The sequence below is a fragment of the Ferrimonas aestuarii genome (assembly GCF_005116665.1).
GTDB lineage: Bacteria > Pseudomonadota > Gammaproteobacteria > Enterobacterales > Shewanellaceae > Ferrimonas > Ferrimonas aestuarii.
In genome coordinates this window covers 262,248-279,665 of the sequence record NZ_SWCJ01000003.1, presented here as the reverse complement: position 1 = coordinate 279,665, position 17,418 = coordinate 262,248, and the positions used below count along the sequence as shown (strand labels likewise).

Here is a 17,418-nt window from a genome sequence, read left to right as displayed (position 1 = left end):
GACTGTGATTCATGTCTCATGAATTCGGTTTCGGTTTTTCTAGAATGCGTCGCCAAGATCACCTTTTGAGGCATCGATGAGAAAGCTTTGTAAGCTGACGCATTCGGTTTTGAGGGGGGAGGTCAAGTTAAATTCGAATAAATCGACCTATTAGAGAGTTTACTTGTGACTATTATTCAATCTTTGGCAACTTTGACGCCGATCGTTTCGGTACTGGTGTTTCTGGTGCTAATGCGCATGCCAGCTTCAAAAGCGATGCCGATTTCCGCGGTGTTGACAGCATTGGCGGCGGTATTTGTTTGGCAGATGGACACCACCATTCTGGCTGCATCCGTTGTTGAAGGGATGCTGGCGGCCATCACCCCTCTAACCATCATCTTCGGTGCCATCTTCCTGTTAAAAACCTTGGCGGCTTCTGGCGCCATGGACACCATTCGAGCCGGGTTTACTAACATCTCTGCCGATGCCCGTGTTCAGGTGATTATTATCTGTTGGTTGTTTGGCTCCTTCATCGAAGGCTCCGCAGGCTTCGGCACGCCAGCGGCCATCGGTGCGCCGCTACTGGTATTGCTGGGTGTTCCTCCTCTGGCCTCAGCGGTAGTGGCACTGATTGCCGACTCCACCTCAGTATCTTTCGGTGCCATCGGCTTGCCTGTGCTATTTGGTATGGATCAAGGCCTGACCTCCTCTGCGGGTCACATGGCGGCGGAGCAGATTGCGGCTCTGGGCGCAGGCTCAACCTTTGCTGATTACGCTCAGTTGATCGCCATGCACATGATCACCATCGATTTGATTACCGGCAGCTTGATCCCTCTGGCGCTGGTGGCGGTTCTAACCGGCTTCTTTGGACGCAACAAGTCCTTCGCTGAAGGCTTGGCCATCTGGAAATTTGCTCTGTTTGCTGGTTTCGCATTCACCATTCCTGCGTTCATCATCAACTACTTCGCTGGCCCAGAGTTCCCATCGGTAATCGGTGCACTTGTGGGTATGGCCATCGTGGTTCCTGCAGCGAAGAAAGGTTTCTTGTTGCCAGCAACGCCGTGGTTTGATTTCGACGGTGTTGAAAAGAAAGAGGAATCTCAGCAAGACGAAGCCAAATTCTCTCAGCTAGCTGCGTGGACTCCATATCTGGTGATGGCGGCACTGCTGGTGATGTCTCGTACCATCGCACCACTGAAGTCATTCCTGACCAGCTTTAACATCTCTTGGGAAGGGCTATTAGGTACTGGACTAAAAGCGGGCTTTGCCACCTTCTACGCACCGGGCGCGTTCTTCGTACTGGTTTGTATTCTGGCGTTTTTCATCTTCAAGATGAAACCAGCGGCCTTTAAAGGTGCGTTTACTGACTCTTGCAAATCACTGGTTCCAACCATTATCTCCCTAGGCGCTTCGGTTCCTATGGTGAAGATTTTCTTGAACTCCGGTGAGAACGCCTCAGGATTGTTGTCTATGCCTAAGGCTCTAGCTGAAATGCTGGCGTCTACCATGGGTGCCGTCTGGGAATGGACCGCGCCAATTGTGGGTATCTTCGGGGCCTTCCTATCTGGGTCGGCTACGTTCTCAAACATGATGTTCTCGGGCCTGCAATACTCAGTGGCCGACAACATTGGTGCCAATCATGCCTTGGTGTTGGCACTTCAGGGGATCGGTGCTAACGCCGGTAACATGATGTGCGTAATGAACGTGGTTGCGGCGGCAACCGTGGTTGGCATGGCGGGCCGAGAATCGGAGATTATCCGTAAAACACTGCCTGTTGCTTTGGCTTATGCCATGGCAGCCGGAACCATCGCTTACCTGTGGGGCGGCTACTAAGTCCCTCATTATGTTCGATAAAGAAAACCGAGTCTTTGGACTCGGTTTTGTTGTATTTACCCACCGGAGTTTGATCACATGCCGAATTATAAAATAACTGAGCTAGCTAACAAACTTGGCCAAATTCTTGAGAAAGATCGCGTTTATACCGATAATCTACGCCGAATTGCGTGGGGAACCGATGCTTCTTTCTATCAGAAGCGCCCCCAGATCGTGGCACACCCAAAAACAGAATCTGAAGTGTCTGAGATCCTGGCGGAGTGCACCAGTTGCCAAACCCCAGTTACCTTCCGTGCTGCAGGAACCGCGCTTTGTGGTCAGGCTTTGTCTGACTCGGTTCTGATGGTGGCCGGCGGTCACTGGAGCAAGCTTGAAGTATTGGACGATGGCGCCCGCATTAAATCTCAACCTGGGGTGATTGGTGCCAAGATCAATCAGACCTTAGCGCCGCTGGGCTTTAAATTTGGCCCAGATCCGGCCACCATCGCTTCCGCCATGGTGGGTGGCATCGTAGCCAACAACGCCTCGGGCATGAACTGTGGTACACACCAGAACTCCTACCGCTTGATTGAGTCTGCCCGCATCGTCATGGCCAACGGTTTTGTACTGGATACCGCTGACACCGCCTCCTGTGATGCGTTTCGCTTGAAGCATCCTGAGGTGATCGAGGGCATCGAAGCGATTCGTGATGAGATTCGCGCCGATGCCGAGATGGTTGCTCGCATTCAGCGAAAGTACTCCATTAAAAACGTAACGGGTTACGGCATGAACTCGTTCATCGACTTTGATGACGCCATCGAGATTCTGCTGCACCTGATGGTGGGTGGCGAGGGAACCTTGGGCTTTTTGTCTGAAGTGACCATGAAGTCGGTGGTGAAGGCCACCCATTCCGCCTCTGCCATGGTGTACTTCGACTCCCTGCGTGGTGCCTGTGAGTCCATCGTTGAACTGCGCCGTGATGCTTTCGACGAAACCAACGCCGCGGAATTGCTGGATAACTTTGCCCTAAAAGCGGTGTCTGCATCGAAATACGATACGCCAGAGTTTCTGAGCGAGATCCATTCTGACGTCACTGCGGTGCTGTTTGAAACCTTTGGCATGAGCCAGCAAGAGGTGGATGCCAACATCGCCAAGATGACCGCCATCATGGCTAAGCATGGTTTGTATCGTGAGGTGGAATTTACTCAGGATGCGGCGGTGATCGCCAACATGTGGGCCATCCGTAAGGCGGTATTCCCACTGGCGGGCTCCATGCGCCCAGCGGGCACCTCCTGCATTATTGAGGACATCGCATTCCCAATCGAAGTGCTGCCTCAAGCCACCATCGATCTGCAGGAGCTGTCCTTTAAACACGGCTATAACGATGCGGTGATCTACGGTCACGCGCTGGAGGGGAACTACCACGTTATCTTCTCCCAAAACTTCAGTACCGAAGCGGAGATCGAGCGTTTCGATAACTTCATGCAGGAGATGGTGGAGCTGGTGGCCACCAAGTACGATGGCTCGCTGAAAGCAGAGCACGGCACCGGATTCGGTATGGCCTCTTTCGTTGAGAAAGAGTGGGGCACCGACATCTACAACATGATGAAGCGTGTTAAAGCGGTGGTCGACCCTCAAGGGATTCTGAACCCAGGGGTGATCATTAACGATGATCCTAACTGTCACTCCAAAGGCTTTAAGCCACTGCCAGAGATCTCCTCCATTGTTGATAAGTGCATTGAATGTGGCTTCTGTGAGCAGCACTGTGTTGCCCATGGGCTGACGCTGTCTCCTCGCCAGCGTACTGCGGTTGCTCGAGTGATGAAGCGTCTGGAGATGACTGGCCAAGAGCCGGAAGTGCTCAAAGACCTGCAGGAGAAATACCCATACTTCGCTCTAGATACCTGCGCCGCCGACGGCCTGTGTAAGAGTGGCTGTCCTATGGGTATCGATACCGGCAAATTCGTGAAGATGAAGCGTGCTGAATACGCCACCGATACCGACCGTAAGATTGCCGACTTCACCGCCAACAACTTCGACAAGCTGGAGTCTGTGGCGCGCTTCGCTCTTGGGGCAACCGACGTTACACGTGCCGTCATTGGCGATGGCAGCATCAAGGCGGTAACTCAGGGGCTGCGTAAAGTGGGCATGCCGATTCCGCAGTGGTCTGAAGGGATGCCGAAACGCGGCAAGGCGTTGCCAGAGCTTAAGACCACTGGCGATGTGAAAGCGGTGTACTTCCCAGCTTGTTTGCATCGCATGATGGGCACCTCGCCAGCCAACAAGGACCAGCGCTCTGTACCAGAGACCATTCAGTCGCTGTTTGAAAAAGCCAATGTGGAGATGGTGTCTGGGGTGAAACCTCAGGGACTGTGTTGTGGCCAGCCGTGGGAGTCTTATGGCCATGACAAGCAAGCGGATGCCAAGTCTGACGAGCTGTCCCAGTGGCTACTGGAGGTATCCAACAATGGTGAATACCCGATTCTGGTGGAAACGACCGCCTGTCTGGAGCGCATGCGCCGTGCCTGCGATAAACGCTTGAAATTGCTGGGCCCTGAAGAGTTTGCTATGCAGTTCCTGGTTGAGCGCTTAGCGATCACCAAGATCGAAGAGAAGATCGCCGTACACCCGACCTGTACCTGCCGTAAGCTGGGCATCGTCGATGATCTGGTGGGGCTAGCTGAGCTGTGCGCCTCTGAAGTGGTGGTGCCACCCCGTGACAAAGTGGGTTGTTGTGGCATGGCCGGTAACCGCGGCATGAACTACCCAGAGCTGAACGAGCATGGTCTGCGTCACTTGAAAGAAGAGACCAAAGACAAGGGAGCAACCTCGGGTTACTCGGTGTCCGCCACTTGTGAGGTGGGCCTGACCACTCACTCCGGAATCCCATACAAATCGATTCTGGCACTGCTTGACCGCGCCGCAGTGGCAAAAGCCTAATCACTAGCCGTAAGGCATACCTTTGAGCTAAAGGCTCTCCTAATTCGTTAGGAGAGCCTTTTTCACATAAACCAAAGACAGTTTCACTGCCTATCTCCCCATATGTGCTTACTTTTTTGTATGAGGTTGGCCAACCAAAGGGTGATACACTGAATCGACAATAATGATGAAAGGAAACACAGCATGAGCGAAGTAATGAAGGTCATCTTGTCCGAGCAACCAGCGCCAGCCCATTGGGGCGAGGCCAACCTAAGCTTCGACGGTACCACTGCCACCATTCACTTAGTGGAAGATGATCAGGGTCGCCAGGTGCAAGGAGCAGCCCGCAAGCTGACTGCACAGGGTATCCGCACCGTTGCCTTGGAGGGCGACGCTTGGACTCCAGCGCTGCAGTGGCAGTTTGCTGGTGGTCTGCAAACCGCCAAACTGGATGCGAAAATCCAGTGGGCCAATAGTGAAGAGCAGCTCAGTGCCCAGTGGGATTCCGCAAACTGGCTGCGTGAACTGGTCAACATGACCCCTGAGGATTTAAGCCCAGAGATCCTAGCGGATCGAGTTGCCGAAAAACTGACTGAACTGGCACCAGATCGCGTCAAAACCAAGCAGTGGGTAGGCGAAGCGCTACTGACCGCTGGCTGGGTGGGCATCCACGGTGTTGGCCGTGGCAGCGAGCGCCCGCCGGTACTTCTAGAGCTGGACTACAACCCAACTGGCGATGCCAATGCCGAGGTGGAAGTGGCACTGGTCGGTAAGGGCATCACCTTTGATTCCGGTGGTTATTCCATTAAACCAAGTGCTGGCATGGTAGCGATGAAGTGCGACATGGGCGGTGCCGCGACGGTAGCCGGTGCGCTGCATCTGGCTATCAGCCAAGGGCTGAATAAGCGAGTGAAGTTGTACCTGTGCTGCGCTGAGAACTTGATCTCCGGTCACGCATACAAGCTGGGCGACGTTCTTAATTATAAAAACGGCGTTAGCGTTGAGATTGTAAACACCGATGCCGAAGGCCGTTTGGTGTTGGCCGATGGCCTCATGGCCGCCAACGAAGCTGGCGCCAAGCGCATCATCGATGCGGCTACCCTGACCGGGGCTGCCATGGTTGCCGTGGGTGACGACTACAACGCTCTGTTTGGCATGCACGATGGTGCTTGCCAAGACGCGTTGGCAGCGGCGGCCGACGTGGAGGAGGGCCTGTGGCGCTTGCCGCTGGCTAAGTTCCACCAGGGTAAGTGTCCATCTGCATTTGCAGACACGGCCAACTCTCGCGCTCAAAAGGGCGGTGGTTTCGGCGGCGCCTCCAACGCGGCGGGCTTCTTGAGCCGTTTCGCTGGTGAACCGGAAAATGGTTGGCTGCACTTTGATCTGGCTGCATGCTATTCCGACAGTGCCAGCGGCCTGTGGGCCGAAGGCGCCACTGGCGTGGGCATGCTGACCATTGCTAAGCTTCTGAAAGACTAGTCTTAAAGCCCTAGTTGTACTTAATGCCGCTCTTCAGCATTGCTGGGAGCGGCATTGTTGTTTTTACGTCGGCATGGATACTTTTCGTGGCAGATAAATCATTTGGTTTTGTGTGTTTTTTGATCAATTTTGGCGTCTGATATCTCTGACATTTTGTGAGTCTCCGTCTAGATCTCAGCGGTTGCAACTGGATTTGGGTTGTAATCTGGTGCATCTCTCTAAAAGTAAGGCCGTTATCGGGTAAATGGTGGAAAGGAGCCATCTACCCGTTAAAGACTGTCGCTGGTGACGACATAAAAAATCGAGACAAGGTTGAAACAATACCCTGATGGATAAAAGTATATCTAAAGGGAAGTTTTATGTTTAAGACCAGTACACTCTCGATGCTCATTATGAGCGCTGGATTAGGGTTGTCGGCCGAAGCGGCTAACCCCGAACGCACTCAATATTACGAAGAGCAGCAACGATTCCACCATGTGCCTAAAGAAAGTTATTCAGGCTGGGGGTGGTCACCAAGTTCGATCTATCAGTCGGCCAGTTATGATTCCGAGACTTCCGGTGGTGGAGGCGGCGGGGACGAGCCACCACCGGAAACTCGACCCTCTGCACCGGCCAATTTATCGGTGCTGTATACGCCGGGCCAATCTCAGGTCACCATCTCATGGGCAACACCTGCCGATAAGGGCAATGGGTCAGATTTTAAGTATGAGATCTATCGAGTTGATCAAGGGCAGGCCTCGGAGCTGATTCGCAGCCAGTCCTCCACGTCTAAGTTCAATTACAACCTGATTCATGACGCTCAGTCGGAGGACACCAGCACCTCAACGTCGACCTCAACTGCGACAGCGTCGCCGACCGCTTCGGTCAGCGCGTCTTCAGGGTACGCCGAGTTGGTACCAACCCAGTTTCGAATTCGTGCGTGTAACTCAGCGGGATGTTCCTCGTCTCAAAGCAGTCCTTTCATCATGGTGGCAGAGCCTAAGGTTGACGTGCCCACTCAAACCCTTTTGGAGCGAAGCCGACAGATCCTCAGTAGCACCAGTAATGCCAACTACCGTAAATCCGCAACAACTTACACCAATGGCGAGCTGGCGGTCGCTCAAGGTGTGTTAGGGCAGGGGATTGATATGCTCAACGCTGAGCCGGTGGAGAACAGCTATTGCTGGAATGCTTCGTCCCAAGACAAGGTCAGTGCCAATGTGACTCGATTAAATCGACAAAGCATGAGCTTTAGCAAGGTGGATACCTATGAGAGCTTGCAGACCAGCTTAGATCTGAAGCGCAGTGGCGGTATTAATCTCTCCTTTGGTGGCTTCAGTATTGGCGCCAAGTCCAAAAAAGCGATCTATTCGAAAACCAAAAAAGTAACCGAGTCCTCGGTTATTGTTGCCCATTTCCTCGATGAGCAGAATAAGTTTACCGCCAAGCCAGCCATAGAGCTGGACATGAAGTCTGCCTACGTCGACATGCTCAAGCCGATGAATGCCACCAAAAAGTTGGAGTTTCGTAAGGCCTGCGGTGACAACTACATCAACTCAATCATTACCGGTCGAGAGTTGACCGCCACCATTCGCATCTTCAGCGAGCATGAAACCGCGTCGGAAACCAAGTCTAAAACCTCCGGACTTCAGGCTGACCTTCAGGCCTACAGTGCCGATGGTAATTTCGACAGCAGCGAACTGTCACAAATGAACAGTGAGTATCGAAACTACACCTTCGAGGTGCTGGTGTATCAATCCGGTTCGAGCACGCCAGGGGACATCATTCGATTAACGACCCCAGAAGCGCTGTTTGATGTTATGAATCAATTTGCCAGCAGCAGCAATCAGGATCTGGTCGCCATTAGCAGTACCGATGCCGAGTATCCGATCCCTGAGCTGCTCGATGGAGAGTTGCACTTTGATGTATTTGCCAACTACGTGAACTATCAAAATCGCGCTAACGCGTGGATGCGATTGGATGAGCAACTGTATCAGCGCTGCTGGATGTTGGACACCGAAGTGGTGGGCGCTGAAACCGCTGGCGATATGGAGGAGGTGATGGGAGATCGAGCTTATGTGAATGGCCAGAGTGAGTCGTTTATGTGCGATGCCTCCAAGACCGTCATCGAAGAGGGAATGCGTCAGTGTACTCAGCAATCGCTGTGGTCCGGGTGCTACTACCCCACAGAGCCCTTGTGTGAGGATGCGCTCAATGGTGGTCAATGTATGGATCGAATGGAGCAAATTAGCTACAAGGCGCCCCGTAGCATTTCTCATCGACTGGATGTTTCCCGAGGTGGCTGTGCCATTGGACCTTGTAAGCGTTCGAAATCGATGACCACCTGTTTCACCGATGCGTCGGTGTTCCCGGATCTGAGTCGCAACGACGTTATCTCTAGCAGCTATCAAACTCAGCCTGTTGCGGGAGTGAGTGCACAAGTTGATCGCGCTTGGCAGGTGAATTACGCCAACAATAGCCTGTCGGCGGGCAGTGACGCTAAATACTGCTTGAAGTCCAGCGCTCAGGTTTATGGTAAGGGGGCATGGGGCTCTGGCGGTCGTTACGAGTCATTAAATAAGGTGTTTGGCTTTAAGCCAATTCAGTTGGATTACTCCTTATAAAAACCACGCGAAGGGGCGCTTGAGCGCCCCTTATCTCGACAACGTAAACCTGAGGAATGGTTGTGTATCTTGAACGAATTTGGCCAGAGACCCAGAAATCCTATCGATGTTTTTGCCCTCCTCCTTTGCATCAGCAGCCCCTTGCGGAACAACGCACTTTAAGTTGGCCTCATGGCCGATCATCGCCGCTGCCGATTCCCTTTGATTACAGCCATTTTCTAAGTCGTTATCTGGCTGGTGGGGTGTCATTGAAAGAGGGGCGGCAAATATCCAGGCAACGCTTAGAGTTGGTGGAGGCAGGATTAAAGACCGAGGATCCCTTGGCGGCCGCGGTGGTCGATCGGGCGCGGCGCTACCGGCAGGGCATGGCGCTGTTATCAACTCAGCCGATAACCAAGGCCTCGTTGTGTCAAGCTCACCAGTTGGTTGCTTTTGACGTGGAGTGCAGTGGTCAGGTGCGTAAGATTCAAAACTGGGTGGGTGGCCACTCCCCCGTTGACGCCAGGATGGTTCCTGTGCCGCCAGATCAGCTGCCAGCACATCTCGAGGAGTTTATCGATTACATCTGCAGTCGCAGTAGTTGGTCATTGGAGCAGGTGGTTGCTGTGGTGACGCAGTTTATCGTGTTACACCCATTTCATGATGGCAACGGCCGCGTTGATCGCTTGTTGTTGGAGGTATTACTGCAGTCTTGGGGGCAGTTTGCCCATGGCGTAGTCAATCCAATTCTGTATCGACTCAGTCACCGACATCAAGGTTTTTTTGATCAAACCATGGCGTTGGCCCAAGGACACTGGCAATCGCTGTTTAGCTTTTGGCAGTCCGCTTTCGACTGGAGCGCTGCGGTCAGCAGCCAGTTTGATGCGTCCATGGGGCAGGCACATCAAAAATTGCAGCGAAAGCTGGCATTAAGGAGCATAAGCCCGGGAGCCAATGCACTGTTGAAAACCCTATACCAAAGGCCACTGGTGACGATTGAGTCGGCGTCCAAAGCCCTTGGGCTTAACCCGATGGCTGCACATGGGACGATTCAGGAGCTAGTCAATCTTGACGTGCTGGTTGGCTATCCGCTGCGGGTGCCTAAAGGCGCTTTTGTCTTTGAATGTCGAGAGGTGTTGGAAGCTTGGCAGCAGATGGATGCTGCGGTATTTCAAACTGAGGTAGCGACCCCGCAGCCAAACTAGGGCAGTCTTTGAGCCATTAGTTTGTGGTCTCGCTTCGCCAACGAACAAGGGGGGAATAGGTCAGCTTGCCCATTTCTCGTTGTGATGCCATCAACTGCACTTCATTTATCTCCAGTGTCACCGGCTCTGGCTGGGGCAGCTCAACCACAGAGTCCACGCCTCGATAGAGGGTGACATGAGGACGAAACGCGGCTTTGTGGCTATGCAGGCCGTGGCGAGCAGCATCCCGTCGCAGGGATTGTGCCAGTCGCATTAGGGCGATGGGGACTTGGTCACTGGCAAGGCACACCACCCCTGCTTTGGGGAAGTGCAGATAGCGGTTTAGCGTCAGGTGTAAGTTTGGCACCGTAAGATCCCGCCAGCGCTCGATCAGCGCCTGCTGCTGAGATTGGGTCACATTACCCAAAAAGGCCAGAGTCAGATGAAAATTGGTGGCGGGCACTACATGACCCAGATTTCCTAAGTGGGCTTGGTGCTTAATCAGTGCCATCTGTTTGGGCACACTCACTGGAATGGCGAAGAACAGCCGCTGGGCCATGGCGATACTCTCTTAACGATACTGTGGTCAGTATATTCGCAGCCCCCTGTGAATGCGACGGTCAGGGTAATATTGGTGGCTGTCGGTTTTTTTTGTTTTAAGCCCAAGTTTATTCGATTCATTACTCTGTCATTTTTAAAGCCAATTCAAATTTCCATAGGATCTGCTGCCAAGGTCGCAGTTTCCGTTTTCCCGACTACAGCTGTGGGCGTTTGTCAGTACAATCCGCCGCGCAAATAGCAGCTATCACATTGATTAATAAATATATTAATTAAAACTTACATCACAAGTTTTTGGGAAAATCATAACAATGCGCCTACTTTTGTCCGCCCTTGCCACTGCGTCGCTGTTGGTCTGTGGCGCAAGTCACGCCAATAATCAACCCTACGCTCCTTCCTACCTGACTCTGGATGGCGATCCCCAAACCGTTAAAATCAAAGATTGGAACAGCCCGAAGCAGTGTAAGGGGTGTCACCCCCGTCAATTCAAAGGTTGGCAGGGCTCCATGCATTCCATCGCCTTTATCGACCCAGTTTTTCAGGGGGAGTGGGCGTTAGGTGAAAAGGAGACCAACGGCCTGACTCGTAATCTGTGTGCGGGGTGCCACACCGCCGTGGGTACCGTAAATCAAAAAGTCGAGTTTGACCCCAAGATGGGCAAACACGGTGGCTTTACCACCGAAGGCATGGCCAATGCGGGTGTGTCCTGCGATGTGTGTCATACCGTCAGTGAAAATAATGTGCTGCATACTGCGATGCTTGAGAACGGTAACGCCTCGTTTGCCATTGCCAACGATAAGGTAAAACGTGGGCCGCTGAGCGACTCCAAGTCGCCAATGCACAAAACCGAGTATTCTGATTTGCACACCAAGTCAGAGTTCTGCGGTAACTGTCATAACGTGTTCCACCCAGGCAACAACTTCCCAATTGAGCGTACCTACGATGAGTGGAAATACTCCCCTTATGCTCAAGCTGAGATCCAGTGTCAGGATTGCCACATGGTGCCAGTGGATACCGCCATTCGTGTTGCCGATGAGATGAAGCCAGCCAAAGATTTGGAAAATCATGGTCTGGGGGGCAAAGCTGCCCGAGGTGGTAAGCCGCGCGATATGGTGCACGACCATGGCTTTGTTGGCGGTAACTTCACCGTAGCACCGCTACTGGGCGTCAAAGGCGGCCAAGAGCATGCGGATGCCGCCAAGAAGCGTCTGCAAAACGTGGCGGAACTTGAAGCAAAAGTAGCCACTCAAGCCGATGGTGTGAACCTGCTGACTGTTACCGTGCATAACCGCCGCGCCGGTCACAACCTGCCGACCAGCCTGACCTTTATTCGTCAACTGTGGTTGGAAGTGGTGATCACCGACGCGAAAGGCAGTGAGCTGCTGCGCTCTGGTAGTCTGGATGCCAATAATGAACTGCCTGAAGGCACGGTTATCTTCCAAAACCGCGCCGTCGATGGCGATGGCAAAGGCCCACAACACAAGCCGTGGAAAGTGGCGGGTTTTGACATGCAGAACACCATTCCACCTAAGGGCAGCCGTGATGCGACTTACGCATTCAACCTACCGAAGGGCGTGAGCGAGTATCAGGTTGAAGTGAAGCTGAACTACCGCTCCTTCAGCCAAGCCACTGCGGATCTGCTGCTGAAAGACAAAGTGGAAGTGCCTTACATCGAGATGACCTCTCTGTCGCTGTAATTCTGGGTTATTAGAATAAGTCATTAGACTGAGTCATTAGATTAAGCCAAACGCCGCCCTTCGAATGAAGTAGCGGCGTTTTTGTTTTAGGGCTTGTGAGCGGCTAGTGGTTTGGCTCTCGGCGTTGGCGAAGGTACACTAATCGCCATTCCTGATTAAAAAGCCAGATTGTTTGTGTCCCAGCCTGTCCCTATTACCCAAGTTTTCCCCCAGCTCCAGCATGCCCTGACTCAGTCGAATCAGATTGTGCTGCAGGCGCCTACCGGTGCCGGTAAATCCACCGCCCTGCCTCTGGCGATGCTGAGCTGGCCGCAAATCAGCGGCAAAATCATCCTGCTGGAGCCTCGCCGCATCGCCGCTCGTGCCATTGCTCGCTACCTAGCAAAACAGCTGGGGGAGTCCGTGGGTGAAACCGTGGGGCTTAGGGTTCGAGGTGAAACTAAGGTCAGCAAACAGACTCGATTGGAGGTGGTGACTGAAGGCGTATTAACCCGCCAGATCCAGGCCGACCCTGAACTCGATGGTGTGCAGCTGGTGCTGTTTGACGAAGTACATGAACGTCATCTGGCGACGGACTTGGCCCTGGCGTTGGCGTTGGAGGTTCAAGGCGGGCTTCGTGATGATCTGACCTTGATGCTGATGTCGGCCACCCTTGAGGGGCAAGCGCTGGAGCAGTGCTTGCCTGATGCCGTCAAGGTGGAGAGTGAAGGGCGCAGCTACCCAGTCACCCTAGAGTATCGCCCCGTTGCCCAAGGGCAGTTTTGGCTTGAGGCAACGGTTTCTGAGGTGCTAAAGCAACTGAGCCAGCGAGAGGGCAACCTGTTGGTGTTTCTGCCTGGGCAGGGGGAGATCCGCCGCGCCGAGACTCAATTACTGGAAAAAGTCAGCAGCGAAGTCATGGTGTGTCCACTCTATGGCCAGCTGTCGCCTAAGCAGCAGGACGCCGCCATCGATACTCCCCCACCTGGTAAGCGCAAAGTGGTACTGGCCACCAACATCGCCGAATCCAGTTTGACCATTGATGGTATCTCGGTGGTGGTGGATGCCGGCTGGCAGCGTCAGGCTCGTTACAACTTGAAATCCGGCATTAGCCGGTTGGAGACGGTGCGCATTAGCCAGTCTTCGGCGGCGCAGCGAAGCGGCCGTGCCGGGCGTTTGATGGCCGGTCACGGCGTGCGCATGTGGTCGGAATCGATGCAGCAGGGATTGGCCAGCGCCGATGCCCCTGAGATCACTCAGGCAGACCTTACCTCATTGGCTCTTGAGCTGGCGGCGTGGGGCTGTCGCAACGCCGACGAATTGGTCTGGTTGACGCTACCGGCGACCACTAATATGACCAAGGCGTGGCAGTTGCTGACGCAGCTGGAGTTGGTGGATGACAGTCATAAGCTGACCGCTTTGGGGCGTCAGGTACATAAGCTGGGCAGCGATCCTCGTCTCGGACACATGCTGCTTAAAGCTAAGGTGTTGGAGAGCGAGCTTGAGATCCGTGGGTTGCAGCGATTGGCCTGCGAGTTAGCGGCGCTGCTGGAGGAGAACGATCCCCTTCGAGGCCGAAACTTAGGGATCGATATCGATCTGCGTCTCGGTAAGCTGCCCCATACCGCCAAGGCCCAAAGCCAAAAGTGGGCTAAACAGTTGGGTTGCCAAACCGACTCCATCGCCTCAGGTGAGTACTGTGGTTTGCTGTTGGCATTGGCCTACCCAGATCGCATCGGTCTGGCTCGGGGCCAAGGTGGCCGCTATCAACTCAGTGGCGGCAGCGGCGCGTGCTTGCCTCAGGACGACCCTTGGTGCGGTCTTGGCCGTAACCCTTCGAGCAAGGATGAAACCCTGCTGGTGTGTGCCAGTTTGTCGGAGCGTCAAGGTCAGGGGGATGCGATAGTGCACATGGGGGCGCAGATCCCGTTAAGTGAACTGCAAGACGCTCTGCCGTATCTTTTCCGTTGGCAGCGTTTTCAGCAGCTATCTCCTAAAAATGGTGAGCTCATCGCCGAGCGGCAACTGCAGCTTGGTGCCTTGGTGGTGAGGCGTGAACCTCTGACGGATCTGAGTGACGACGACTATGTGCAGGCATTGTTGCAAGCGGTGCGCCAGCAAGGGCTTGGCTTGCTGCCCTTTACAGACAACATCAATCAGTGGCGTTTTCGGGTCGCCCATGCCAAAGCGTTACTCACCCAAGGTGATTGGCCTGAGTTAAGCGATGAGTCGCTGCTGGCGGATTTGAGCTGGTTGGAACCCTATCTGTCAGGCGTTAAGAAGGTATCGCAATTGAATAAGCTGGATCTGTTTGCTGCCTTAAAAGCGCAGCTGGACTGGTCACTGCAATCCACCTTGGAGCAGCAGCTTCCTAGCCATTGGCTGGCGCCGACTGGTTCCAAATTGCCCTTGGAATATCACGAATCAGGGGTGAAACTGGCCGTTAGGGTTCAGGAGATGTATGGCGAAGCCGAAACCCCGAGATTGGCTCAAGGCCAACTGCCAGTGACGCTGGAGCTGTTGTCGCCAGCAAGGCGGCCACTTCAGGTGACCGAAGATCTGGCCGCCTTCTGGGCAGGAGCCTGGAATGAGGTGAAAAAGGAGATGAAGGGGCGTTACCCTAAACATCTGTGGCCGGACGATCCTGCCAACACTCAGCCGACCAAAGTGACCAAAAAAAGGATGCAGCAGCAGTAGATGGCTCCCGCAAATAAAGACAAGCCGGCCAAGTCCAAAGCGCCAGCAAAAGGGCGTACGCCGCGCAAACGCACCGCCGCCGCAAAAGGTAAGACTGGCCGCAAGCGCGCCATGACCAAAAAAGCCAACAACAGAGGCAGTTGGAAGCGTCGTATTGGCTGGTTGTGTTTGTGGACCCTGATCATTACTACTGCGGTGACGTCAGCGTACCTGTGGTATCTGGATAAGATCATCGCCCAGAAGTTTGAGGGCCAACGTTGGCACCTGCCAGCGCAGATCTACGCCCGACCGATGGCGATCTACCCTGGCGCTCCTATCACTCATGAACAGCTCAAACAGGAGCTGCAGCTGCTGGGGTACCGCAATACCGGCAATCCAAGGAAAGAGGGCGAGTTTGCGGTATCCAGCACCAAAATTGAACTGTTTAAGCGCGGCAGCGACGGCCCCAGTGGCTATGACGCTGCCGAGCGAGTGATCATCAGTTTTAGCGACAACCGCATCAGTCGGTTGCAGCGCTCTAGTGATGCCCGAGATTTGGGCTTCGTGCATTTAGAAGCCCTACTGCTGGATCGTATGGTGGCCAGTGATCGGGAAGACCGGTTATTTGTGCCCAGAGAGCAGATCCCTGAGCGATTGGTGGATGCTCTGCTGCGCACCGAGGATCAGAACTTCTATCACCACCACGGAGTGGCACCTCTGGCCATCGCCCGAGCGCTGGTTGTTAACCTAAAAGCTGGGCGTACTGTGCAGGGTGGCAGCACCTTGACTCAGCAGTTGGCCAAGAACTTCTTCCTCACTCGGGAGCGCTCAATCTGGCGTAAGGTGCGAGAAGCACTAATGGCGCTGGTGATCGATTTTCGCTACTCCAAAGACACCATCTTAGAGGCTTACCTCAACGAGGTGTACATGGGCCAAGATGGCAGCATTGGCGTTCATGGAGTTGGCCTTGCAGCTCGTTTCTACTTCCATCGCCCCATTGAGGAGCTTACCGTGGCGCAGCAGGCCACGCTGGTGGCGATGATCAAAGGGCCAAGTTATTACAATCCATGGCGCTATCCAGAGCGCACCATCAAGCGCCGCGATCTGGTGCTTAAACTGATGCTGGAACAAGGCATGGTGAATCGTGCCGAGTATGAAACCGCCACCGGTAGCCCTCTTACCGTGCGTGATGCCAGGGCGAAGCTGCGCCATCGTCAGCCCGCGTTTATGCAGCAGCTGCGTCAGGAGTTAGTGACTCGTTTTGGCAGCGAAACGCTTAATCGCTCAGGACTTAAAATTTACACCACCTTAGATCCGTTGGCGCAGCGAGCGGCGGAGCTTGCGGTGGAGAAGGGCACCGCTCAGCTGATTAAAGACCGTGGTGATAAACGACTGCAATCGGCGATGGTGGTGGTGGACCGCTACCAAGGGGGCATCTTGGCCATGGTGGGGGATCGCTCCCCAAGCTACAACGGCTTTAACCGAGCCATGGACGCCCGCCGCCCCATCGGTTCTTTGGTGAAGCCCTTTGTGTACCTGAGCGCCCTGTCGCAGCCACAGCAATTTAACCCGATGACCCCCATCAAAGATGAGCCGATCACCCTGAAAAGCAGCGGTGGCAGTACTTGGTCGCCCAAGAACGATGACAAGCAGTATCGAGGTCAGGTGCCGCTGAAAGAGGGGTTGGTGCGCTCGTACAACGTGCCCACGGTGAATCTTGGCATGGAGCTGGGCTTAGACAAGGTGGAAGGCACTTTGATGGAGGCCGGTTGGCCAGAGCCGATTAATCCGGTGCCATCCATGTTACTGGGCTCCATTGAAGCCAGCCCATTAGAGTTGGCGCAGCTGTACCAAACTCTGGCGGATGGCGGTCGCTACCGGCAGCTGCACAGCGTCAAGGCGGTTCTGGGGGAGGATAATTTGCCGCTGGCGGAGCATAAGTCCCACAGCGAGCAGCGACTGCCGGTGCAGGCCAGTTATTTGACCAATATGCTGCTGACTCAAGTGGCGCAGCGAGGTACCGCTCGAGCACTCGCTAACGCTTTTCCAAACGTCACTTTGGCGGGCAAAACTGGTACCACGCCGAAAGGGCGAGATGCTTGGTTTGCTGGTTTTGACGACCGCGACGTGGTGGTGACCTGGGTGGGGCGGGACGACAACTCCAACGCCAATCTTTATGGCTCCAAGGCGGCGCTGCCGCTGTATCAGCGCTATCTGAGGGAACGAGACCCGCTGTCGTTGGTGCTCACTCCGCCCGATGGTGTGCTTACCGGTTACTTTAATAGTCAGGGCGTTGCCGTTGCCGAGGATTGCCGAGGGGCCACCGCCGTTGCAGCGGATGCTGTCAGCTGGCCACAGCCATCAGGCTGTGCCGGAGCCAAGCGGGACAAAAACTGGTTGCAGCGGCTATTTGAGTTTTAATTGAGATGGCTTTGCCCATTCGGGGCAAAGCATGATCTGTTGGGGGGGAATGGCCTTTCTGTCGGTAGGCAAAACGGCTATCGCTTGTCGCGCTTCAATCACCAGTGTTTTGCGCAGAGGCAGATCGTGAGC

9 protein-coding genes are annotated in these 17,418 nt (G+C 54.3%); 8 read left to right on the top strand and 1 reads right to left on the bottom strand.

Annotated elements, in window-relative coordinates; all coding sequences use genetic code 11:
* The first annotated feature begins 165 nt into the window (after positions 1–165).
* From FCL42_RS06155 to FCL42_RS06135, 5 genes are all read left to right on the top strand, one after another.
* On the top strand, positions 166–1,812 hold the full coding sequence (locus FCL42_RS06155) for an L-lactate permease (protein WP_136862517.1): 1,647 nt from the start codon (positions 166–168) through the stop codon (positions 1,810–1,812).
* A gap of 78 nt (positions 1,813–1,890) precedes the next feature.
* Positions 1,891–4,731 carry an FAD-binding and (Fe-S)-binding domain-containing protein gene (locus FCL42_RS06150; protein WP_136862516.1) on the top strand — a complete coding sequence of 947 codons (2,841 nt, stop codon included), beginning with the start codon at positions 1,891–1,893 and terminating at the stop codon, positions 4,729–4,731.
* A gap of 183 nt (positions 4,732–4,914) precedes the next feature.
* Positions 4,915–6,189, top strand: a complete 1,275-nt coding sequence (gene pepB, locus FCL42_RS06145; protein WP_136862515.1) for an aminopeptidase PepB — start codon at positions 4,915–4,917, stop codon at positions 6,187–6,189.
* A gap of 359 nt (positions 6,190–6,548) precedes the next feature.
* The gene (locus FCL42_RS06140; RefSeq protein ID WP_136862514.1) at positions 6,549–8,792 is read left to right on the top strand and encodes a hypothetical protein; all 2,244 of its coding nucleotides are present in this window, start codon (positions 6,549–6,551) and stop codon (positions 8,790–8,792) included.
* A 62-nt stretch (positions 8,793–8,854) separates the two neighbouring features.
* Positions 8,855–9,976, top strand: coding sequence for a Fic family protein (locus FCL42_RS06135; protein WP_169308305.1), 1,122 nt, complete (start codon positions 8,855–8,857; stop codon positions 9,974–9,976).
* Positions 9,977–9,992: 16 nt separating this feature from the next.
* On the opposite strand, the gene thpR is transcribed toward FCL42_RS06135, so the two are convergent.
* Positions 9,993–10,514: an RNA 2',3'-cyclic phosphodiesterase gene (gene thpR, locus FCL42_RS06130; RefSeq protein WP_136862512.1), complete on the bottom strand. Its 522-nt coding sequence runs from the start codon at positions 10,512–10,514 to the stop codon at positions 9,993–9,995.
* A gap of 310 nt (positions 10,515–10,824) precedes the next feature.
* Here thpR and FCL42_RS06125 point away from each other — a divergent pair, with 310 nt between their 5' ends.
* From FCL42_RS06125 to mrcB, 3 genes are all read left to right on the top strand, one after another.
* Positions 10,825–12,210, top strand: a complete 1,386-nt coding sequence (locus FCL42_RS06125) for a multiheme c-type cytochrome (protein ID WP_136862511.1) — start codon at positions 10,825–10,827, stop codon at positions 12,208–12,210.
* Positions 12,211–12,384: 174 nt separating this feature from the next.
* Positions 12,385–14,886: an ATP-dependent helicase HrpB gene (gene hrpB / locus FCL42_RS06120; RefSeq protein ID WP_136862510.1), complete on the top strand. Its 2,502-nt coding sequence runs from the start codon at positions 12,385–12,387 to the stop codon at positions 14,884–14,886.
* A complete protein-coding gene (mrcB, locus tag FCL42_RS06115; RefSeq protein WP_136862509.1) occupies positions 14,887–17,286 on the top strand; it encodes a penicillin-binding protein 1B in 2,400 nt (799 codons plus the stop codon). It begins immediately after the preceding gene.
* The last annotated feature ends 132 nt before the right edge of the window (positions 17,287–17,418 follow it).

Coding starts and splice junctions, on each gene's coding strand:
- FCL42_RS06150 (WP_136862516.1), top strand. CDS start 1,891: ATGCCGAATTATAAAATAACTGAGCTAGCTAACAAACTTGGCCAAATT.
- FCL42_RS06125 (WP_136862511.1), top strand. CDS start 10,825: ATGCGCCTACTTTTGTCCGCCCTTGCCACTGCGTCGCTGTTGGTCTGT.
- FCL42_RS06140 (WP_136862514.1), top strand. CDS start 6,549: ATGTTTAAGACCAGTACACTCTCGATGCTCATTATGAGCGCTGGATTA.
- mrcB (WP_136862509.1), top strand. CDS start 14,887: ATGGCTCCCGCAAATAAAGACAAGCCGGCCAAGTCCAAAGCGCCAGCA.
- pepB (WP_136862515.1), top strand. CDS start 4,915: ATGAGCGAAGTAATGAAGGTCATCTTGTCCGAGCAACCAGCGCCAGCC.
- thpR (WP_136862512.1), bottom strand. CDS start 10,514: ATGGCCCAGCGGCTGTTCTTCGCCATTCCAGTGAGTGTGCCCAAACAG.